The organism is Kitasatospora sp. NPDC057738, from assembly GCF_042798815.1.
GTDB classification, from domain to species: Bacteria; Actinomycetota; Actinomycetes; order Streptomycetales; family Streptomycetaceae; genus Kitasatospora; species Kitasatospora lactacystinica.
Genome location: NZ_JBHVJT010000068.1, coordinates 1 through 20256, shown reverse-complemented (window position 1 = coordinate 20256; position 20256 = coordinate 1). Strand labels below are relative to the sequence as shown.

The 20256-nt window shown below is 74.8% G+C and carries 19 protein-coding genes, 1 tRNA gene and 1 riboswitch; of the genes, 5 read left to right on the top strand and 15 right to left on the bottom strand.

The genetic code is table 11. The features are described from left to right. Positions 1–922: 922 nt before the first annotated feature. The 8 genes from ACFVGO_RS30185 to ACFVGO_RS30150 all read right to left on the bottom strand — a co-directional run bounded on the left by ACFVGO_RS30185 (position 923) and on the right by ACFVGO_RS30150 (position 8048). A complete protein-coding gene (locus tag ACFVGO_RS30185) occupies positions 923–1576 on the bottom strand; it encodes an ATP/GTP-binding protein (RefSeq protein WP_380354874.1) in 654 nt (217 codons plus the stop codon). After that, positions 1554–1901 carry a DUF742 domain-containing protein gene (locus ACFVGO_RS30180; protein WP_359897915.1) on the bottom strand — a complete coding sequence of 116 codons (348 nt, stop codon included), beginning with the start codon at positions 1899–1901 and terminating at the stop codon, positions 1554–1556. Before ACFVGO_RS30180 ends, ACFVGO_RS30185 begins: the two co-directional genes overlap by 23 nt. After that, positions 1898–2311 carry a roadblock/LC7 domain-containing protein gene (locus tag ACFVGO_RS30175; RefSeq protein WP_359897914.1) on the bottom strand — a complete coding sequence of 138 codons (414 nt, stop codon included), beginning with the start codon at positions 2309–2311 and terminating at the stop codon, positions 1898–1900. The genes ACFVGO_RS30180 and ACFVGO_RS30175 overlap by 4 nt, the downstream gene beginning before the upstream one ends. After that, on the bottom strand, positions 2295–3560 hold the full coding sequence (locus ACFVGO_RS30170; RefSeq protein ID WP_359898088.1) for an ATP-binding protein: 1266 nt from the start codon (positions 3558–3560) through the stop codon (positions 2295–2297). Before ACFVGO_RS30170 ends, ACFVGO_RS30175 begins: the two co-directional genes overlap by 17 nt. A 232-nt stretch (positions 3561–3792) precedes the next feature. Next, positions 3793–6012, bottom strand: coding sequence for a SpoIIE family protein phosphatase (locus ACFVGO_RS30165; RefSeq protein ID WP_359897912.1), 2220 nt, complete (start codon positions 6010–6012; stop codon positions 3793–3795). A gap of 41 nt (positions 6013–6053) precedes the next feature. After that, the gene (locus ACFVGO_RS30160) at positions 6054–6710 is read right to left on the bottom strand and encodes a TetR/AcrR family transcriptional regulator (RefSeq protein WP_380635157.1); all 657 of its coding nucleotides are present in this window, start codon (positions 6708–6710) and stop codon (positions 6054–6056) included. An 80-nt stretch (positions 6711–6790) separates the two neighbouring features. Continuing rightward, positions 6791–7618 (bottom strand): alpha/beta hydrolase, encoded by an 828-nt coding sequence (locus ACFVGO_RS30155; RefSeq protein WP_359897909.1) that lies wholly within the window; start codon positions 7616–7618, stop codon positions 6791–6793. A gap of 139 nt (positions 7619–7757) precedes the next feature. Next, positions 7758–8048, bottom strand: coding sequence for a YiaA/YiaB family inner membrane protein (locus ACFVGO_RS30150; protein WP_359897908.1), 291 nt, complete (start codon positions 8046–8048; stop codon positions 7758–7760). Positions 8049–8257: 209 nt separating this feature from the next. Next, positions 8258–8416: riboswitch (cyclic di-AMP (ydaO/yuaA leader) on the top strand. A gap of 12 nt (positions 8417–8428) precedes the next feature. Here ACFVGO_RS30150 and ACFVGO_RS30145 point away from each other — a divergent pair. Next, the gene (locus ACFVGO_RS30145) at positions 8429–9277 is read left to right on the top strand and encodes a M23 family metallopeptidase (RefSeq protein ID WP_359897907.1); all 849 of its coding nucleotides are present in this window, start codon (positions 8429–8431) and stop codon (positions 9275–9277) included. A gap of 123 nt (positions 9278–9400) precedes the next feature. On the opposite strand, the gene ACFVGO_RS30140 is transcribed toward ACFVGO_RS30145, so the two are convergent. Beyond that, positions 9401–10276, bottom strand: a complete 876-nt coding sequence (locus ACFVGO_RS30140) for a hypothetical protein (protein WP_359913968.1) — start codon at positions 10274–10276, stop codon at positions 9401–9403. A gap of 42 nt (positions 10277–10318) precedes the next feature. Here ACFVGO_RS30140 and ACFVGO_RS30135 point away from each other — a divergent pair, with 42 nt between their 5' ends. The 4 genes from ACFVGO_RS30135 to ACFVGO_RS30120 all read left to right on the top strand — a co-directional run bounded on the left by ACFVGO_RS30135 (position 10319) and on the right by ACFVGO_RS30120 (position 13180). Next, the gene (locus tag ACFVGO_RS30135) at positions 10319–10909 is read left to right on the top strand and encodes a GNAT family protein (RefSeq protein ID WP_359913971.1); all 591 of its coding nucleotides are present in this window, start codon (positions 10319–10321) and stop codon (positions 10907–10909) included. Between the two features lie 188 nt (positions 10910–11097). Continuing rightward, positions 11098–11838 carry a sensor domain-containing protein gene (locus tag ACFVGO_RS30130; protein ID WP_359913974.1) on the top strand — a complete coding sequence of 247 codons (741 nt, stop codon included), beginning with the start codon at positions 11098–11100 and terminating at the stop codon, positions 11836–11838. A 94-nt stretch (positions 11839–11932) separates the two neighbouring features. Further along, positions 11933–12682: a hypothetical protein gene (locus ACFVGO_RS30125; RefSeq protein ID WP_380354863.1), complete on the top strand. Its 750-nt coding sequence runs from the start codon at positions 11933–11935 to the stop codon at positions 12680–12682. Positions 12683–12718: 36 nt separating this feature from the next. After that, entirely contained in the window at positions 12719–13180 is a 462-nt protein-coding gene (locus tag ACFVGO_RS30120; protein WP_359913980.1) for a GNAT family N-acetyltransferase, read from the top strand. On the opposite strand, the gene ACFVGO_RS30115 is transcribed toward ACFVGO_RS30120, so the two are convergent. The 6 genes from ACFVGO_RS30115 to ACFVGO_RS30090 all read right to left on the bottom strand — a co-directional run bounded on the left by ACFVGO_RS30115 (position 13170) and on the right by ACFVGO_RS30090 (position 20023). Continuing rightward, complete coding sequence (locus tag ACFVGO_RS30115) at positions 13170–14339, bottom strand: hypothetical protein (RefSeq protein WP_380635152.1); 1170 nt, start codon at positions 14337–14339, stop codon at positions 13170–13172. The two genes, ACFVGO_RS30120 and ACFVGO_RS30115, sit on opposite strands and share 11 nt — an antisense overlap. A 463-nt stretch (positions 14340–14802) precedes the next feature. Then, positions 14803–15591, bottom strand: a complete 789-nt coding sequence (locus ACFVGO_RS30110) for a hypothetical protein (protein ID WP_359913985.1) — start codon at positions 15589–15591, stop codon at positions 14803–14805. A 193-nt stretch (positions 15592–15784) separates the two neighbouring features. Then, positions 15785–15858 (bottom strand) — tRNA-Met (locus ACFVGO_RS30105). A gap of 50 nt (positions 15859–15908) precedes the next feature. Then, positions 15909–17240 carry a PrsW family intramembrane metalloprotease gene (locus tag ACFVGO_RS30100; protein ID WP_380635149.1) on the bottom strand — a complete coding sequence of 444 codons (1332 nt, stop codon included), beginning with the start codon at positions 17238–17240 and terminating at the stop codon, positions 15909–15911. Between the two features lie 115 nt (positions 17241–17355). Then, the gene (trmB, locus tag ACFVGO_RS30095) at positions 17356–18141 is read right to left on the bottom strand and encodes a tRNA (guanosine(46)-N7)-methyltransferase TrmB (protein WP_380354897.1); all 786 of its coding nucleotides are present in this window, start codon (positions 18139–18141) and stop codon (positions 17356–17358) included. Positions 18142–18445: 304 nt separating this feature from the next. Next, positions 18446–20023: a TROVE domain-containing protein gene (locus ACFVGO_RS30090; protein WP_359913994.1), complete on the bottom strand. Its 1578-nt coding sequence runs from the start codon at positions 20021–20023 to the stop codon at positions 18446–18448. Positions 20024–20256: the final 233 nt, after the last annotated feature.

Here is a 20256-nt window from a genome sequence, read left to right as displayed (position 1 = left end):
TTCTGCGTCGGCGGGTCGCGCCAGAGCACCTCCTCCAGCGCGTCGGAGACGGTCAGCCGCCCGCCGGTGAGGGTGGCCCGGAAGCGCCGGTCGGTGAGCAGCAGCCGCAGGGTGTTCCCGGTCCAGCAGATGGTGGTCTCGTTCCCGGCGACCATCATCACCACCAGGTGGTGCACCGCCTCCTCGTCGGTCAGCGCGGCCGGGTGGGCCAGCAGCCAGGAGGTGAGGTCGGCGCTGGGCGTGGCCCGGCGGCGCCGCACCAGGTCGACCAGGACCGCCTGGAACTCCTGGTTGGCGCGCACCGATTCGGCGCCGCTGTCGGCGATGTGGTTGATCAGCCGGATGAGGTGCGGGCCGGCGTCGGCGGGCAGGCCGAGCAGCTGGGTGAAGACCAGCAGCGGCAGCCGGCGCGCGTACTGGGCGACCAGGTCGGCGGTGCCGTCCGGGCCCCAGCCGTCGATCAGCCCGTTGGCGGCGGCCTCGGTGGTGCCGCGCAGCTGGCGGTGGTCGATCTGGGCGAGGGTGTCCGAGACGGCGCAGCGCAGCCGCTGGTGCTCAGCGCCGTCCAGGTTGAGCAGGGTGGGCCGCCAGGAGGTCATCGGCAGCAGCCGGGAGTCGGCCGCCAGCCGGCCCTCGGCGGGCACCCGCCAGCGGCGCGAGTCCTTGGAGAACAGCGCCTCGTTGCGGGTGAGTTCGAGCAGCTCGGCGTAGCCGAGGACGAGCCAGGCCTCGACCCCGGGCTCCAGCTCGATGGGGGCGACCGGCCCGTAGCGTTCGCGCAGCCGGGCGTACAGGCCGTGCGGGTCCTCGGCGACGGCCGGGCCGTACAGCGGGGTCAGCGGGACGCCCACCGGCAGCCCGCCGGGCAGGCCGGTGCCGTGGGCGACCGGGCACCCGGCGGCGCCGGGGGGTTCGGGGGTGGTCATCCCTGGAGCTCCAGGATCGAGCTGCGGTGCAGGTGGTCGACGAAGTCGATCAGCAGGTCGTAGGACTGCCGGCGGTCGCGTGCGTCGCAGTGCAGGATCGGCACCTCCGGCAGCAGGTCCAGCGCCGAGCGCAGCTCCTCCTCCGGGTAACCCGGCGTGTCCGGGAAGGTGTTGACCGCGACCGCGAACGGGATGCGCTGCTCCTCCAGCCGGCCGAGCACGTCGAAGCTCTCGTCGGGGCGGCGCAGGTCGACCATGGCGATGGCGCCGAGCGCGCCGCGCGACAGGTCGTCCCAGAGCGGCCAGAACCGCTGCTGCCCGGGCGTGCCGAACAGGTACAGCGCGAGCCGCGAGTTGAGCGTGATCCGGCCGAAGTCCAGCGCGACCGTGGTGGTGGTCTTGCCGGGGCGCCCGGTGAGGTCGTCGATGCCCGCGCTGGCGGCGGTCATGGTCTCCTCGGTGCGCAGCGGGGTGATCTCGCTCAGCGAGCCGACCAGGGTGGTCTTGCCCACCCCGAATGGACCGGTGACCAGGATCTTGACCGCGCCCTGCACCGAGGAGGGCAGGTACTGCGGTCCGTCGGCGGCACCGGCCGCGTCGGTTGCGTCCGGGGCGTCGGGGACGGCTTCAGCGGAGTTGGCGGAGGCCAACGAGCACCTCCTCCAGGAGGGTTGCGGGCAGGCGTTCGGCCTGCGGGACGGGCGGGAGCACCTGCACGGCGCCGAGGTCCCACAGGTCTCCGACCAGCACCTTGACGACGCCGAGCGGCAGCCCCAGGTGGGCCGCCACCTCGGCGATGGACAGCAGGCTGTGGCAGAGGTCGAGGATGCGCCGGTGCTCGCGGTTCAGCAGCGGGTGCTCGGGCAGGTCCGGCGGGTCGGGTAACGCGCTGACCAGGCTCTCCAGGGCCAGCTCGGCCCGGGTGGAGCGGCTGCGCCCACCGGTGATGACGTACGGCCGGACCGGGCCGCTCACCGGTGGCCCCCCGCCGCGTGGTCGACGCGCGGCGGGCTGGTGAGGTGGGTGCCGATCCGCTCGACCAGGACCTGCATCTGGTAGGCGACCAGGCCGGCGTCGACCGCCTCGCTCGTCACCACGGCCAGGTGCGCGCCGGCCCCGGCGGCGACGACGAAGAGGTAGCCGCCGCCGTACTCGATGATGATCTGGCGGGTGGCGCTGCCCGGCCCGCCGAAGCCCGTCGCGACGCCGCGGGCCAGCGACTGCAGTCCGGAGCAGGCGGCGGCGAGCCGTTCGGCGTCGTCGCGGGCGATGCCGGCGCTGCGGCCGATCTCCAGGCCGTCGTTGGAGACGACGACGGCGTGCTGGACCTGCGGGACGGCGATGATGTCGGCGAGCAGCCAGCCGAGATCAGGGGTGGTGGTCATGGAACTCTCCGGAGCGCTGGGGAAGTCGGGGGGAAGCGGGAAGGGAAGGGTCGGACTGGGCCTGGGCCCGGGCGGCGGTACGGCCGCTGGCCGTCCCGGCCTGGAACATCGCCATGAACGCCTGCGCGTCCCGGGCCGAGCGGTAGGGCGGCGCGGGCTGCGGTGGGGGAGCGGCGTGCTGGGCGGGGCGGCCCGTGCGGCCGCGCCGGTGGCTCCGGCGGGGCAGCGGGGGCGGGGTGTCGCCGGTGGCGGCGTGCCGGCCGGACGGCGGGGTCTCCAGCAGGGGGTGACCGACGGGGGAGGCCGGTCGGGGGCCGGGGTTGAACGCCCGGTCGTCCGGCCCGAGGCCGGGGACGGTGGGCGGCAGCGGCTCGGTGAGCAGCGCGTTGGGCAGCAGCAGCACCACGCGCACGCCGCCGTACGGCGAGGGCGCCGAGCTGAGCGTGACCCGGAAGCCGTACTGCTCGGCGAGCCGGCCGACCGCGGCCAGGCCCAGTTGCGGGACCTCGCCCAGCCGGGAGACCTCCAGGGTGCTGCCGCCGGCCAGCGCGGCCGCGGCCTTGACGACGGCCTGTTCCGGCATGCCGACGCCGCCGTCGTCGATCTCGATGACGGCGCCGTTGTGCACCGGCATCAGGGTGACGAACACCTGGGTGCTGGGCGGGGAGTAGCGGGTGGCGTTGTCCAGCAGTTCGGCGATCGCGTGGATCAGCGCCTCGGCGGCGGCGCCGACCACCGCGGTCTCGGTCCGGCTGCGCACCACCACGCGCTGGAACGGCAGGATGCGCGACTGGGCGCCGCGGACGACGTCCTCCAGGGGGACCGGTTCCGGCCAGTGCCGGCCGGCCCGCGCGCCGCACAGCACGGCCAGGGTCTGGGCCAGCCGGGCCTGTTGGGCGGCGGCGTGGTCGGCCTTGAGCAGGCCCTCCAGCAGGGCCGGGTCGTCGTGGGTGCGCTCCATCTCGTCCAGCAGCGCCTGCTGGTCGTGGGCCATCACCAGGATCCGGCGGGCGACGCTGAGGAAGGCCCGCTGGGTGGAGGCGGTGTGCTCCTGCTCCTGCTGGACGGCGGCGAGGTCCTCGCCTCGGCGGGAGAGTTCGGCGGCCAGTTGCTCCTGGAGGGCGGCGAGTTCGCCGTGCAGCCGGTCGGCGCGGCGGCGCTGGGTGACGGACACGGCGCGGTACCGCGCGGCGGCCACGAGGGCGAGGACGGCGAGTACGCCGGTTGCCGTTACGGACCACTGAGTCATCGTCACGCCGCGAATTCTAGGGTGATGATCCTACGAAGGTGTGAACGGATCTCGCCAAGTGACCGGATCTCGTCAATATCGAGTCAATTCGGCGCCAATCGGCACTCGTTCGACCCCGATCCCTGCGCCTGACGAGCCGGGGGAGCAGCCTGACCGGCACCGGTGGGAACGCCGGAATCGAGCCCGACGGCCGGATCGCGTTCCGCGATGTGTGGGGCCCGTGTGCACGGTGTTACGGAAGGGGCGTCGTCCGGTGCAGGAGCAGCAGCGCCACGTCGTCCGGCCGGGACCGCCGCTCGGTCACGTTCAGGGTGAGCAGATCGGCCAGCCGCTCCAGCGCCGGTGCCGGGCCGATCCGCCCCGGACCGGTCTGCCGCGCCCACAGTTCGAGCCCGCCGAGCATCCGCTGCACCGACTCGTCGTAGTCCTCCTCGCGGTCCTCGACCAGCCCGTCGGTGTACGCCAGCAGCGTCTCCCCGACCGCCAGCCGCTCCACCGCCAGCGGGTACGGCTGCTCCGGGTCCACCCCCAGCGGCGGCCCGCCCGGCAGCTCCAGCTCGACGGCCGCGGCGTCGGCGGTGATCCGCACCGGCGCCGGGTGCCCGGCCCGGGCGGCGGTCAGCGCGCCGTCGGCCGGATCCAGGGTCAGGTAGAGGCAGGTCGCGAACAGCTCGGTGTCCAGCTCGGCCAGCAGCCGGCTGGTGCGGGTCAGGGTGGCGGCCGGGTCGTGCCCGTCCGTCGCGTACGCCCGCAGCCCGCTGCGCAGTTGGCCCATCACCGCGGTGGCCTCGGCGTTGTGGCCCTGGACGTCGCCGATCACCAGCCCGATCCGGCCCTCCGGCAGCCGCAGCAGGTCGTACCAGTCGCCGCCGATCTGCATGCCCTCGGTGCTCGGCAGGTAGCGGGCGGCACTGGCGATCCCGGACAGCCGGGGCAGGGTGCGCGGGAGCATCGCCCGCTGCAGCTCGGAGGCCCGGTGGTGGTGGGTGTCGTACAGCCGGGCCCGCTCCAGGGACTGCGCCAGGATGCCGGCGAAGGCCGAGTACAGGGTCCGGTCCTCGCGGCTGAACACCCGCTCGGCGGCGAAGGTGATCAGGCAGGAGCCCACCTGCTGCCCGGAGGCGACCAGCGGCAGCACCGCCCAGGCGGCCGGGGCGAGCGGATCGCGCCGGGAACGGGCCGCCGAGGGCTCGCTGAACAGCGGGGCGGAACGGGCCAGCGACCGCTGCATCACGCCCTCGGACAGATCCGCCAGACGGGTGAGTTCGGTGCGGCGCGGGCCCCCGTACACGGTGTGCGAGACGGGCAGCAGCCGGCCCGCGTCCACCAGGTCCAGGACGATGCCGGCGGCGCCGAGCGCCGGACGGGCGACATCGGTGACGGCCGTGGTGACGTCCCGGACGGTCACCGCCCGGGACAGCGCCCGGGTGAGCGTCAGCAGCAGCGCCGTCCGGGCGGCGTCCGGGGAGTTCCGCTCCTCGGCCGGCGGCTGCTCCCGGTGCCCGGCCTCGGCCAGCAGCCCGGCGATCCGCACCGGCCGCCCGTGCACGTCCAGCATCACCTCGCCGGACTCCTCGACCCGGGCGGGCCGGCCGCCGGGCCGCAGCACCCGGTAGCCGATCCGGTAGCGGCCGCCGGTGGCCAGCGCCTCGGCGAGCGCGGCCTGCACGTCCGGCAGGTCCTCCGGGTGGACCAGCCGGTCCAGCTCGGGGGCGGCGCCGTCCGGGGCGGCCGGGCGGCCGGCCACCCGGAACGCCTCGGCGTCCCAATAGCTCTCGCCGGTGACCAGGTCGCGCTCGAAGGCGCCGTGCCCGGCGGCCCGCACCGCCAGCGACAGCAGCGGGTGGGCCGGCCCGGCCGGGCGGCCGTCCGCCGCCCGCGGACCCTCGGGCAACCGGACGCCGTAGGGTGCGCGGGTGCCGTGCGGCAGATGGGCGTCGGCATGGTCCAGCAGGTGCGAGAGCCGGTGGGCGCAGGCCTCGGCGACGGTCTCCAGGACGTCCAGGTCGCGGCGCGGGACGGTGCCCCGGTGGGCCAGCGCGAGGGCGAGCACCCCGATCGGCCGCTCGTCCACGACCATCGGCAGGGCGATCACGGCGACCATCCCGGTGCCCAGTCCGGCGTTCGCGTTCGGGTAGTCGACGCTGGTGTGCTCGGGGCTGAGCAGGTACGGGCGTCGCAGCCGCAGGGCCATCGCGGCGGGCAGCTCCCCGGCCGGATCGACCACGCCGTAGCGCTCGTGCGCCCAGTCCGGCAGCCCGTGCGAGGCGGTCAGCCGGAGCATCCCGGCGGAGTCCAGCAGGTACAGCGCGGACCCCTCGCCGGTGATCCAGCTCGGGCCCTCGGCCAGTACGGTGCCGAGCAGCTCGGCGGCGCTGGTGCAGCCGAGCAGCAGGCGCACGCAGCGCATCGCACTGCGCGCGGTCGGACTGTCGGCGGGCTCCAGGGGCACTGACCCTTAATACCCCATTTCCCCAAGCGGTGAATGGTTCCTCAAGAGGTGAACGGGGACCGGGCCGTCGCACCGGCACCGGCACCGGCACCGCCACCGGCACCGGAGAGGTGGCCGTCCGCGCCGGCCTCCTGCGCGGGCCAGGCGCGGAGGCCGGTGGTGAGGGTGGCGATGAGGCGGTCGTGGGTGGTGGCGAGGTCCTCGGCCAGCCGGAAGCCGCCGGCGGTGGTGAGGGAGGCGAAGCCGTGGGCGAGGGAGCGGACGGTGCGGGCGGCGTGGATCGCCTCGGAACCTTCGAGGCCGTACTCCCGCAGGACGGCGATGATCACGCCGACGAGCCGGGCGCCCGCGCGGGCCAGGTCGTCGTCGGGCTGCGGGGCCTGGGGGAGGGCGTTGTAGCGGTGCGGGTGCGCGGTGGCGTACGCGTGGTAGGCACGCAGCACGGCGGCGACGGCGTCGTCCCCGCTGCGCCCGACGGCCGCCTCGGCCAGCCGGTCGGCCAGGTCCCCGGTGACCCGTACGGCGATCAGCAGCCGCAGTTCGGCGAGGCCGCCGCTGACGTGCTTGTACAGCGAGGGGGTGGCGACCCCGGCCCGGGCGGCGACGGAGGCCAGCGTGAGGGCCTCGGCGCCCTGCTCGTCGATGAGGGCGAGGGCGTGGTCGACGACCTGGTCGGGGGTCAGTCCTACGCGGGGCATGGGTTCGGGCTCTCCGTACGGATGACGTCGGGTGGATCGGGCGGGGTCGGGCAGGAACGGGCGGCGGGGCCGGGCGGGGCTCAGCCGAGCTCGGCGAGGAACGGCAGCAGGGCGTAGGCGGTGGCCGCCGGGTTGTCGGCCATCGGGTAGTGCCCAGACCCCTCGATCATCACCTTGCGCGCGCCGAGCGCGGCGGCCTGCCGGTCGGCGACGAGCTCCGGCTTCGGGAAGTCGGGGTCCTTGCTGCCCATGACCACCAGCGCCGGGCACCGCACCGCGGCCGTCCAGCCGACCGGCGCCGAGTCGCCGTGGACGTACCCGCGGGTGGCGGTCTTGCGCCCCGGGGTGCGCAGCGCGGCGACCAGTCCGTCCACGTACGCGTCGAAGTCGGCGGGCTTGGCGCCCGGGAAGGCCATCCGGCGCAGGTAGAAGCCCCAGGAGGCCGGCCAGTGGACGAGGGCGGCGCCCATCAGGCCCATGACGCCGCGCATCAGGGCGCCCGGCGGCGGGTTCTCGACGAAGGCGTTGAGCAGGACGATCCCGGCGACCCGCTCGGGCGCGTCCCCGGCGGCCCTGACGACGGTCGCCCCGGTGTAGGAGTTCCCGGCGAGGACGGCGCGCTCGATGCCGAGGTGGTCGAGCAGGGCGAGGACGTCGCCGGCGATCGCGGCCGGGCCGTAGTCGTCCCACTCGACGGAGGACTCGCCGAAGCCCCGCAGGTCCACGGTGACGACGCGGTGGCCGGCGGCGACGAGCAGCGGGCGCAGGTGCCGGTAGGCGGCCCGGCTGTCGAGCATGCCCGGGAGCAGGACGACGGGGGTGCCGTCGCCCCGCCGGGTGTCGTCGAAGGCGATCCGGCCGCCGGGAACGGTCAGGTACTGGGTGCTCGGGGTGATGGTGCCGTTCATGGGGTCCTCCTCGGGCCGCCGGTGCGGGACATCGGCGTGCGGGCCGATAGCCATAAAGCTAAGGCTAATAGCCTTAGCCGTCAAGCGAACGGCCGGGTGAGGGGTGGAGCGGGAGGAGCGGGAGGAGAGGAAGGAGCGATCAGACTCCCTCCACCTTGAACGGGTCGTGCTCGCTGAGCAGCTTCTCCAGCCTGGCCTGGTCCACCCGGGTGACCATCTCGTTGGACTCCTGCCGGTCCCGGATCACCTTCGCCAGGGTGAACGCCGAGGTGACGGTGTAGAGGAGGCCGATCCCGAGGAAGGCCCTGGTCCATCCGCCGACCGGCAGGTAGGCGATCCCGACGGCGAGGGCGACGCCCGACAGGGCGAAGGAGAGGACGGCCTGGATGTGGTACGCGGCCGTGGTGCGGGTCTGCATCGATGTGCTCATGGCGCCAGGATGTGGCCGCCCGGCCGGGGCGCACATGAGTAGGAGTACTCAGATGGGGCCGTGCGCGAGGGGGGTGTTCGCCGGTGTCGTTCGTTGACGTCCGATCACTTTGCCCTAGGCTGCTCCGAACGGATGGCTTGGAATCAGAGCCTCCTAGGATTAACGTTTGATAACGCAGCGCGGTTGTCAACGCCGTACCCAGACGGCACCGTGCGCCGTCGCCTAATCCCGCCGACCCGCCTCCGGGCAGGTCAGGGAGCCGGGGAACCATGTTCCTTGGGGTGAATCGGCGGGGCTCCGGCCCAGCCGTAGGAGACCTTCCTGCTCCGAACCCGTCAGCTAACCCGGTAGGCGCGAAGGAAGGAAAGGAGCGCGCCTCCGTGGCGTCGACGCACACCCCGGCACACCCGGCCGGCTTCGCAGCCGGTACCCAGCTCCTCGACCACCCCGGCACGGACGGCCCCGAGGCCTTCGGCCCGGAGGACTTCCCCGCGGAGGTCGAGACCAACCGCCACCGGATGCCGCGTCAGACCCGCGGAGCCTCCCCACTGCTCGGCGTCACCGCCGTCGCCGCCACCCTGGGCGCCACCGGCTTCGCCTCGGCGACCCCGGCCGCCGCCCCCGCCGTCGAGGCCCCGGACGAGACCCCGGTCGCCCTCTCCGCCGACCCCGGCCTCGCGCTCGCCGCCCGCATCCAGCACCAGGCCGACAGCCAGCGCACCGCCGCCGAGGAGACTGCCCGGCTCCAGGCCGCGCAGGAGGCGGAGGCCAAGGCCGTCGCCAAGGAGGCCGAGGCCAAGCGCGCCGCCGAGGAGGCCGAGCGGGTCAAGGCCGCCGCCCTCACCCTCCCGGTGAAGGACTACCGGCTCTCCGCCCACTACGGCCAGAGCGCCCGCTACTGGGCCAACCTGCACACCGGCCTGGACTTCGCCGCCGACACCGGCACCCCGGTCTACGCGCTCGGCCAGGGCACCATCACCTCGGCCGGCTGGGCCGGCTCGTACGGCTACCGGATCGTCGAGACCCTGCCCGACGGCACCGAGATCTGGTACTGCCACCTCTCCTCGATCACCAAGGGCTCCGGCAAGGTCGCCCCCGGCCAGCAGATCGGCAAGGTCGGCGCGACCGGCAACGTCACCGGGCCGCACCTGCACATGGAGGTCCGCCCCGGCGGCGGCGCCCCGGTCGACCCGGAGCCCTGGCTCCAGCAGCGCGGCCTCAACCCCTGACCCGCGCGAGAAACCCGACGCACCCGCGAGAGGTCCGCGCACCCGCGCGAGAGAACCCGACGCGCACGCGAGAAGGCCCCGGCCCGGAGCAGCCGCTCCGGGCTGGGGCCTTCGTGCGAGGTCTCACTCCTCGGCGGGCAGCTGCGCCAGGTACGCCTCGATCTCCTCCTGGCCCGGCTCCGGCGCCAGCTCCGGGAACTCCGTCACCAGCAGCCGGGGCAGTCCCGGCACCGTCCACCCGCCGAACAGGTCGAGCGCAGCGTCGACCGCCGCCTCCTCGAACTGCCCGAAGTCCCCGGCCAGTTCGTCCGGCATCGGCCGCCCCTGCGCGGTCAGCTCGGCCAGGTTGCGGTAGCTGCGCCGCATCAGGCCCTGCTCCAGCAGCCGCCGGGCGCCGTCGGTGGCCATGCCGACCGACAGCACCCGGCCCGGGCCCCAGCCCTGTTCGTCCGGCTCGTCCAGCCAGCCGGCCGGCACCAGCGCCTCGTACGCGGCCAGCCGGTCCTCCTCCGCGAGCTCCGCGAAGCCGGCCAGCCAGTCCCGCACCGCCGCCCCGTCCGTGACGTCCACCCCGTACGCGTGCAGCAGCACCGCGTACAGCCGGGGCCAGGTCACCAGGTCGGCGCGGCGCAGCAGCCCGGCCGCGACCTCGCCCTGCCACTCGGCCTCCTCGTGCAGCCGCTCCTGGCGCTTGGCGTTCAGCCGCCGGGCCGCCCGCTGGTGGTCGATCAGCAGCCGGACGGCGTCGCCGTAGGCGAGCGGGTCCTCCTCGGGTGCGGGTTGGACGTACAGGTGGAGCCGCTCGTACAGCAGGTGCTCCACCGCGTCGGAGGTCAGTTCCGGCCAGCCGTCGTGCATCCTGCCGTCGCCCAGCTCCAGCAGCGCCAGCACCGCGCGCAGCGGCGCCTCGGCCACCGGCGCGCGGTCCTGCCCGGCCGCCCAGGCGAGCAGGTCGGCGGCCTTGGTGCGGGGGGCGAGCCGCAGGTCTTCGTCGTTCATAGTCCGAACGGTAGCCGCCGGGCGGGGATAGGGTCGGCAGCCATGGTCCCCGTACGACTCACCGGCCCGCGACTGGCCGTCCGCGAGTACCACCTCACCGAGGGCGACGTGGACGCGCTGCACGCGCTGTTCGGCGACCCGGAGGTCACCCGCCACCTGCCCTTCGGGCCGAGCGGCCGGGAGGACTGCGCCGACCAGATCGAGCTCTACCTGGAGGAGGCGATGGCCGAGGAGCGGGACACCTACCGGCTCGCCGTCACCAGGCTCGCCGACGCCGAGGAGCCGGCGGACGCGACGCCGATCGGGCAGGCCTCGCTCACCCTGGACGGGCACCGCGCCGCTCAGCTCGGGTGCGTGCTGGCCCGCGGGTCCTGGGGCCGCGGCTACGCGGGCGAGACCGTCGGCCTGCTCTGCGACTTCGCCTTCGGCGCCCTGGACCTGCACCGGCTGGCCGCCCGGGTCGCCGTGGACAACGCCGCCTCCGTGAAGGTGCTCACCGGGCTGGGCTTCCGGCTGGAGGGCCGGCTGCGGCACGACGCGTTCAAGGACGGCGTCTGGTCCGACTCGTACCTCTACGCGCTGCTCGCCGACGAGTGGCCGGGGGCGGGCACGCGGGGGCGGACGACCGGCTGACCGCCCGGGCCACGGACCACCGCTCGCTCCCACCGGCTCGCCCCCTCCAGCGGCCGCCCGGTGGAGGGGGGTTAACCCCACCCCGGATCCGCCAGGCCTCCGGATCCCGGCCGGCCGGCGCGTCCACCAGACTGGAGCCTGTCAGCGGGACGAACGACCGACAGTACGAGGGGCCGGGGGCCGGGAGCATGAGCAGCAGCCGCAGCATGGAGGACCGGGAGTGGGACGTCCTGGGCGGTCACGGTGACGACCCGCGCCCGGCCCGGGTCCGCCGGACCGAGCGGCGGCCGGCCGTGTGGCGGGCGCCGTTCTCCGCGTACTACTACCGCGAGGTCGGTTACGCGCTCAGCGGCCTGCCGGTGGCGATCGTCGGCTTCGTCGTCTCGATCACCCTGTTCTGCCTCGGCGTCGGTACCTTCGTCACCGTCATCGGTCTGCCCGTGCTGGGCGCCCTGACCAGCGTCGCCCGCGGTTTCGGCCGGCTGGAGCGGGCCCGGGTGCGCGGCATGCTGGCCCTGGACGTCCCCGGCCCGGCGCCGGTGCGCCGGGTCCGCCAGGGCAGCTGGGGCGCGGTCACCGCGCGGCTCGCGGACGGGGCCGGCTGGAAGGCCGTGCTGTACCAGGTGGTGATGTTCCCCTGGGCGGTGCTCAGCTTCGTGGTGACGCTGGTGTTCCTGGTGCTCGGCTGGGCGCTGGCGCTCTACCCCGTGTACCACTGGGTCTTCCCGACGTACACCTCCTGGAAGGGGTACCGGTTGTTCGACTTCCACGACAGCCACGGCATCCGGCACGTGTACGACGTCCAGTCGCCCTGGCAGATCGCCGGGCTCTCGCTCCTCGGCGTGCTGCTGATCCTCCTCACCACGCAGCTGGTCCGCGGCCTGACCAACGTCAACCGGGTCGCCGCCCAGGGCCTGCTCGGCCGCTGACCGGCCGGCCCCGGCCGAGGAACCCGCCCGCGTCCCGCCCGCACCCCGGACGCCTCCGGATGCGGGCGGGGCCGTCGCGTGTTCGGATGGCCGGGTGGCCGCCGTCGGCATTCCCGCCGTTCCCCCGGGCGTCCTGGTCACCTCCCGGCCGCTGGACGAGTACTGCGCCCTGTTCGGCCTCACCCGGGCCCGGCTCGCCGCCCTGCCCGGCCCGGTGCTGGACTGCCCCGGCGGCGCGGCCGGCCTGGCCGCCGAGGCGCGCGGGCTGGGCTGCCGGGTGATCGCCGTCGATCCGGCGTACGCGCTGCCGCTGCCGGCGGTCGCGACCGCCGCGGTGGCCGCCCGGGCGGCGATGGCCGCCGCGATGGCCGACCGCCCGCAGCTCTACCCCTCGCCCCGCCCGTACCGCGCCGAGCGCTATCTGCGCAGCTGGGACCGCGCCCGCCTGCTGTTCGCCGCCGACTCGGCCGCCCACCCGCAGCAGTACGTGGCCGCCGCGCTGCCCCGGCTGCCCTTCGCGGACGGCGCCTTCGCCCTCACCCTGAGCGGCTACCTGCTCTTCGCCTACCCCGAACTCTTCGGCCCCGAAAGCCAGTTGGCGGCGTTGACCGAGCTGGTCCGGGTCACTTCCCCGGACGGCGAGGTCCGGGTCCAGCCGCTGCACGACGGGTACGGCCGGCGCTGCGGCCACCTCGGCCCGCTGCGGTACGCGCTCGGCGAGCGCCGGATCGGCAGCGAGGTCCGCCGCTACCCCGGGCCGCTGGGCGGCCGACCCCGGCGGGTCCTGGTGCTGCGGGCCGCCGACCACCGCCGCCGCCGGGCGCTCCGGCCACCCGTCATGTAATAGTCGCTGTCAGGGGTCACTCCTATACTCACCCGCATGACCGACACGACGATCCGGCGCGCCGACGAGACCGACGCCGACCGGCTCACCGAACTGATCCACGCCTCCTCCGCCTACCACGGCGAGTACGCGCCGATGATCGAGGGCTACCGGGTGACGCCCGAGTACCTCGCCCGCCACGAGGTGTTCCTCGCCGCGGACCCGGCCACCGGCCGGCTGCTGGGCTTCTACGGGCTGATCCGCGAACCGGCCGAACTGGACCTGATGTTCGTCGCCGACGAGGCCCAGGGGCTCGGCACCGGCCGCGCGCTGATCGCGCACATGCTGGAACTCGCCCGCGGAACCGGGATCGCCGCCGTGCGGGTCGTCTCCAACCCGCCCGCCGAGCGCTTCTACCTGCGGGTGGGCGCCGAACGCGTCGGCACCTGCCCCGCGCGCGGGAGGATCACCTGGGACCGTCCCGAACTGCGCTTCACCGTCCCGGAGTTCACCGGCTAGAAGTCCCCTCGGCCGACGGTCCGCCCGGTCCGTCCGGTCCGCCCGGCTGGGCCGGCACCACCGGGGCGGCCTGCGGCCCGGCCGGCGCCGGCCGCTCCGGCACGAGGGCCGGCGCCGGGAGCCGGGAGAGGATCTTCTCCGCCAGCCAACTGCGGTCCGACCCGTACGGAATGCCCCGCGGGTCGACCAGCTGCGTCGCCACCGCGTCCCGCAGCCGCTGCTCCCCGGCGGCGGGCAGCCGGGAGAGCAGCCCCCGGGCGGCCAGCAGCGCGTGGTACTGCTCGAAGCCCGAGCGCGGGCGCTCGATCGCGTCCAGCACGCTCGGCAGGTCCGCCAGCGCCGGATCGCCCTGCATCAGCGCGAGCGCCTGGATCCGCCGCCCCTCGGAGCCGTCCGCGAAGAGGGCCCGCACCTGGTCGGCGGTCAGCGCCGAACGCCGCGCGGTCGAGCGGACCTCCGCCACCACGCCCTCCGGCCCGGCCGGCGCGCCGGAGGAGGGCGGCAGCTGCCCGGCCAGCGCGGCGGGGCGCTCCGCGCTGCCGCCCAGCAGCCCGAGCTGCTGCATCGCGCGGACCCGCAGGTCGTCCGCGCCCACCTTGTCGCCGTGCCGGTCGCGGTCCTGCCCGGCGAGGAAGAGGTCCAGCGCCTGGTCGGTCTCGGTCAGCGCCTGCGGCAGTGCCAGCCGGGTCACCAGCCAGCCGGCCAGGAACCCGAAGACCAGGAAGTACAGCACCAGCGCCGCCGCGAACGGCGCCACGTCCCGGCCGCCGCCGAGCGCGGGCGCCAGCGCCGCGCCGAGGTCGTGCAGCCGTTCGCCGAGCGAGCCGAGCTGGGTCAGCCCGACGCCCAGCAGCACCTTGGTCAGCCAGTCCGAGACCTGCTCCAGATTGGTGTTCGGCGCGTAGGAGCCCTGCGGCTCGCCGGCAGCGGCCCCGCCGCGCACCCGGGGCACCCCGAACAGGAAGCCCAGTCCGCCGCCGAGCACCACCGAGGCCCCGGTCACCACCAGCCCGCCGCCGAGCACCTGCCAGGCGTGCTCCCGGCCGAGCGCGAACAGCAGCAGTCCGAGCAGTCCCGTCCCGGCCAGCACCCCGGTGGCGCCCCACTGCGCCGTCCGCAGCGTCGCCCCGCCGCCGCCCGGCCGTCGTGCCTTCGCCATCGCCCACCCCCTGTGTCCGCGTCGCTCCGCTCCGGAACGCGCGCCGACTCTAGCGCCGCGGCCCCCGCGCGGAAACGTCCGGCCGGTGCCCCGGACACGGCGCGGGGAGCCTCCGGAATCGTGCCGGAAGCTCCCCGGGAACGCAGACGGCCCGCGGACTGCTCCTCCGCGCCGGCCCGTGCACTGGCCGGGCGCCGAGGCACCGGGGATGTACCGGTGAGACCGCGGGCCGGGTGACTGCTGTGGATTTCGCCTGCCGGAGGCCAGGGGCCTCATCCTGCGCAGGCAGGGGCGGCTCTAGCGAGCAGCCACCTCACGCATCCTGATGGAACTCAACTCAGGATCACCTCCTTTCAGTGTGCTGCCACGATAGGCAGCCCGCCGGACGGAGGGCAACGGATTATTTCGCGGAGCCCCGCCCGGCCCCGGTGCCGGCCGTGCGGAGCGCGCCCGGATCCGCTGCTCAGGCGGTCTTGAGCTGGTCCTGGAGCTTGGTGAAGTCGACCGTGTTGTCGGCCGACGGGGCCTGGATGGTCAGCGGCTTGTCGAAGTCGCTGAAGTCGATCTTGCCGTTGCCGTCCTTGGCGCCCGAGTGCTCGACCCGCACCGGGTAGGGCTTGCCCTCGGTGGCGATCTGCATGGTCGTGACCTCGCCCTTGGAGTCGGCGACCTTCAGGCTGAAGGTCTTCACGCCGTTGACGTCGCCCGCGGAGCCCTTCTCCACCTTGTCGTTGCCGCTCTTGTCCGCGGTGATCTTCTTGCTGAACTCGGCGAGGTTGCAGACGCTGATCAGGGAGCCCATCGACGGGTCGCTCTCGAAGCCCGTCAGGTAGCGGCCCTTGAACAGCTCGGCGGCCTTGGCGCCGTTCGGGCCGCCCACGTTGGTCCAGAAGTCCTTGTCCGGCTTGACGTACGAGGTCTTGCCGTCGCTGATGATCTCGAACTTGCCCATGCCGGGCATCGCCATGGTGCCGGTGCACTGGCTCTTGTTGTCCAGCGCCAGGTTCAGCTCCATGCTGCCCTCGCCGGTGTCGACGGTGCCGACCATCTTGAGGGAGCTCGCGGAGGCCAGGGCGTCCTTGGCCTGCTTCGCGATGTCCTGGGCGCTGAGCTTGTCGGTGTCGAGCTTCTGCGCGGCACCCGCCTTGGCGTCGCCGCCCGTCCCGTCGCTCTTGGTGCTGCCGCACGCCGCGGTGCCGGCCGCCAGGACGAGGCAGATCGCGGCGGTGCTGACCAGTCGCTTCGACAGCATGTGGTTCTTCCTGTCCGGGTGGCCCGAACAGCCCCCCCAATGAGATGAATTTTTCCTCAGTATGGTTCAGGACCCTGACAGGAGATCGTGGGACCGGCCGCTGTTACAGCTTCGTGGCAGGACCGTCCTTCGTTCGTACCCGGGAACGCGAAAGGCCCGGAGGAAGAATCCTCCGGGCCTTTCGGCTACTGAGTAGCGGGGACAGGATTTGAACCTGCGACCTCTGGGTTATGAGCCCAGCGAGCTACCGAGCTGCTCCACCCCGCGTCGGTGAACACAACAATACGGGGAAGTCGCCGATATGGGAAATCGGTTCCTCAGGGCGCCCTGGCGACCCGCCGCCGACCGGGTGCCGGGTGCCGGGCCGCACGGCACCTCGCCCAGGCCGCGAAGGCGACCAGCGCGGCGAAGCAGGGCACCATCAGCGCCCCGTACACCACCAGGAAGCCGTCCGTGCCGAGGTCGGCGGCGGCGTTCCAGGTGCCGTGCAGCGCCATCGCCAGCAGCAGCCCGGCCGGTACCGCCAGCCGGGCCAGCCAGCGCCGCGCGGTGGTGAGGGCGACGGCCAGGCCGATCCCGGTGAGCGCGGTGAACAGCGGGTGGGCGAAGGGCGAGAGCAGGGCGCGCAGCACGAAGGTCTGCACGGTGCTGTCGAAGTCGCGCAGGCTGGGCGGGTCGCCGAGGCCGATGCTGTCCAGCCGCTGCCGCTGGTCGCTGCTGAAGGCCCGGCCCAGGTAGAGGGCGTTCTCGGTGAACGCGAAGCCGCAGGCGGTCATCCCGCCGAGCACCACCCCGGCGGCCAGGGTGCGCGGCCGGGAACGGTGGTGCGGCGCCCCGGAGGGCGAGGCCGGGCGCAGGTACGGCAACGGCCGCAGGTACGGGCGCAGGCGCGGCCGGCCGCGGGCGTGCGGCCCGACCGGGTGGCGCGGGTGCGGGCGGGGGCTCCGGGGCGCGGGCGACCGGCGCAGCAGCGGCGCGCAGGGGCGTCCGGTGCGGCGGCCGCGGCAGCGCAGCCGCTGGCCGAGCGGGAGCAGGAGCACCAGCAGGGCGGTGGCCTTGGCGGTCTCCTCGATCACCGGGGTGGCGATCCCGGCGCCGAGCAGTTCCCCGAACGGGCCCCGGTGCCGGGTCAGGTAGCTCGCCGTCCAGTTGTTGGCCAGGATGGCGACGGTGGTGGCCGCGCAGGCGCCCCAGCCGAGGCAGAACACGGTGTGCCGCAGCGGAACCCGGGCGGTGAGGTTGAGCCAGGCCAGGCCGCCGAGCACGAACGGCAGCGGCACCACCGCCAGGCCCAGGCCGACCAGCAGTCCGACGGTGCCGGTCTGCCGCTGGACCAGGTGCAGGATCAGCACCCCGCAGCCGATCAGGGTCAGGACGGCGGTCGCGGTCACCGAGGAGAGCGCCACCGAGCGGCTGCGGCCCGGCGGGGCCCCGGGGGCGGTGGTGCCGTCGCGGAGGACGTGGTCGGCGGCCGGGAGCGGCACGGCGGCGGTACCCGGCCGGGGCAGCAGGCGGTGCGCCCGGTGCCTCCGGGGCCCCGGAATGGTCCGGGTGTCGCCGGTGCTCGGGACCGTCTCCGGTGCGTCGGCGGCTGCTCGAACCGTCGTGCGACCGCCCGTCCGGAACCCGCCGCCGGACGGGCTGCCCATGCGGCACAGGGTAGGCCACGGCGGCGGCCCGCCGGGAGGAGTCGGGACGAACCGTCCCTCCCGGGCCCGCCCGTCCGGCCGCCGCGCGGCCGCCCGTTCGAACGGTGCCGGAGGGTCAGCGGCGGCGGAACAGCAGGTCGTGGACGACGTGCCCCTTGGCGATCCCGGCCCGTTCGAACTTGGTGACCGGACGCCAGTCCGGCCTCGGGGCGTAGCCCGGAATGCTGCCGTCCGGGTGGTCCGCGGGCTCCAGCCAGCCGGTCCCGTCGCCCTCGGGGTGCAGGTTCTCCAGCTCCGGCGAGGCGGACAGCACGGCCAGCATCTGCTCCGCGTACGGCTCCCAGTCGGTGGCGCAGTGCACCAGCGCGCCGGGGGCGAGCCGGGGCAGCACCAGGTCGAGGAACGAGGGCTGGACCAGCCGGCGCTTGTGGTGCTTCGGCTTGGGCCACGGGTCGGCGAAGTAGACCCGCAGACCAGCCAGCGAGGCGTCCGGGAGCATGTCGCGCAGCAGGATCACCGCGTCGCCTGCGGCGGTCCGGACGTTGTGGGAGCCGTCCCGCTCCAGCAGGCCGAGCAGGTTGCCGTGGCCGGGGGTGTGCACGTCGGCGGCGAGGATGCCCATGGCCGGGTCGGCGGCGGCCATCGCGGCGGTGGTCTCGCCCATGCCGAAGCCGATCTCCAGGGTCACCGGCAGGCCGTCGAACAGCTCCCGCGGGTCCAGCGGGGTGCCGTCGATGGGGATGCCGTACGTCTCCCAGCTCCGGTCCAGGGCGCTCGCCTGGGCGTTGGTCATCCGGCCCCGGCGCGGCTGGAAGCTGCGGATGCGACGCTCGCGGTGCTGGGCCTCGGTGGCCTTGTGCGGGTACATCGGCGCGGGGTAGGCGGCCGGCGCGGCGGACATCCGGGCGGACGGCGAGGGCTGGGGGATCGGGGCGGTGGCAGTCACAATCACCCGAGTCTACGGGGCTGTCGGGGCTCTCCGGCCGGGCCTGTGACCGGGCTCATCCACCGGCCCGGCCGGCGCCCGGCCCACCCGTCGGCGGCCGGGGAACGGGGAAGGAGCCGCACCCCCGTGACGGCTCCTTCCCCTTCCTCCCGGCGTCGGCCCCCCGACCGACGCCGGCTCCTGCCGCGGCCCTCCCCTCACTGCCGCGGCCGGGCCCGGTCGGCGCGGGCTCCCCGGCCCGGACCGTCCGGCTGATCCGCTACTCCTCCCAGGGCCAGCCGGCGTTCGCCCCGGACTCCAGGAGCGGGATCAGCCGGAAGGCCGCGTCGCCCAGGCCACCGAAGGTGTGCCGGTGGGCGCCGCCGCCGGGGCCGTGGCCCTGGGCGTAGCCGGCCAGGTTCCAGGTGTAGACGGGCACGTGGGCCGGGACGGCGGCGAGGGGGTTGCCGCCCCAGTGGCCGGGGCCGGTCTGCTCGTCGGTGACGATCACCACCCGGTCGTGGCCGCGGTAGTGGGTGCGGACGGCGTCGGCGGTATTGGTGCCGCCGAGATCGGAGAAACGTTCCAGCACACGCAGTACCGCCTCGCCCCGGCCGACGTCGACCACCCGGCTGGTGGTGCCGAACTCGACCAGGTCCGCCTCGGCGGCCCGGACCTTCAGCGCGGTGCCGAAGATCGCCGCCGAGTCCGCCCGGTTGAGCTCGGTCGGCCCGCCGGAGCGGTCGAACATCGAACCGGAGCGGTCCACCAGGATCAGCGTCCGGCCCGGCAGTTCGGGCACGTTGGCCAGCGAGTGGCCGAGCGCCGTCTCCAGTGCGTGCCCCCAGCGCAGCGAGGGCACGTTGCGGTGCGCGGCCAGGTAGCGGAACGGGAACTGGCGCGAGCGCCGCACCTCGCCCTTGTCGGAGATCCGCCGGGCCACCTCGGCCGCGACGGCGTCCGAGACCCCGGCCCGGTCGAAGTTGCGCAGGTTCCGGACCAGCGCCATCGGGCCCATCGACGGGATGACCGCCGCCCAGGCGTCCGCGTCCAGCGGCCCCTGCAGCCAGCCCGCCAGCGCCTCCCAGGTCAGCCCGGCGGCGGCCAGCCGCGCGGCGCCGCCCTCGGCGGTCACCGCCGCCCGGCGCTCCTCGACGGGCAGCGCCAGCAGCTCGCGGTTGGCGGTCAGCATCCGGTCGGCGGCCGGCGGGACGGCCTCGTCCGGGCGGTGCCTGCGGTCCAGCGCGTACGCGAACAGGGCGCCCTGCCACTCCTTCGCCGGGTCCGGCGAGGGGTGGGTCAGCTCGATCACGTCGCCGAAGCGGTAGCCCTTGCCCGCCGTGTCGTACTTGAGCAGCGAGCGGGCGTCGTACAGGTGCCGGACGGCGTCCGCGACCCCGCGCTTGAGCGGCTTGGGCAGCGCCCGGCCGTAGCGCGAGGTCCAGTAGGCGAGCAGCTCGCCCGGCTCGTCGGCGCGCCGCAGCACCGCCGCGACGGCCTGCCGGGAGTGGCCGTGGGCCCCCGCGTCCAGCCGGGCGCGGGTGAACTCGGCGGCGCCGACCAGGGCGGCGGTGCGCATGTGGGCGCCGTAGCGCAGCCAGCGCAGCAGCCCGACGGTCCACTCCGGGTCGGCGACGGCGAGTTCGCGCACCAGCGCGGTGTAGCGGTCGTCGCGGTCGCCGCCGCGCTCGTGGAAGGTGTCCTGGCCGACCATGTTGGCGATCGCCAGCAGGAAGAGCTCGGACTTGCGGTCCCGGACGAAGCCGGGGCCGCCGTTGTGGTTGACGGTGCGCTCGCCGGTGGTGGCCACCGGCGAACTCGGACCGGCCTTGGACCTGCGGAAGTTGAACCTGGACATGCGGAAGCCCCCCTCGGCGTGCTGGTGTCAGTGGGGAGGGAGGCATGCTGCGGCAGCGGGGGCCTGGGCAGGGCCAGCTGAAACGGAACCGAGACCCCACCCCCCCCTCTCCCCCCCCCCCATATCCGCTCCCACCTTCCTCCGCCCGGCCCACCGTCGCCGCCCCCTGCCCCCCCGCCCAGTACGCCCCCGCTGCGCCCTAGCTCGATCCCGACCCCGACCCCGACCCCGAG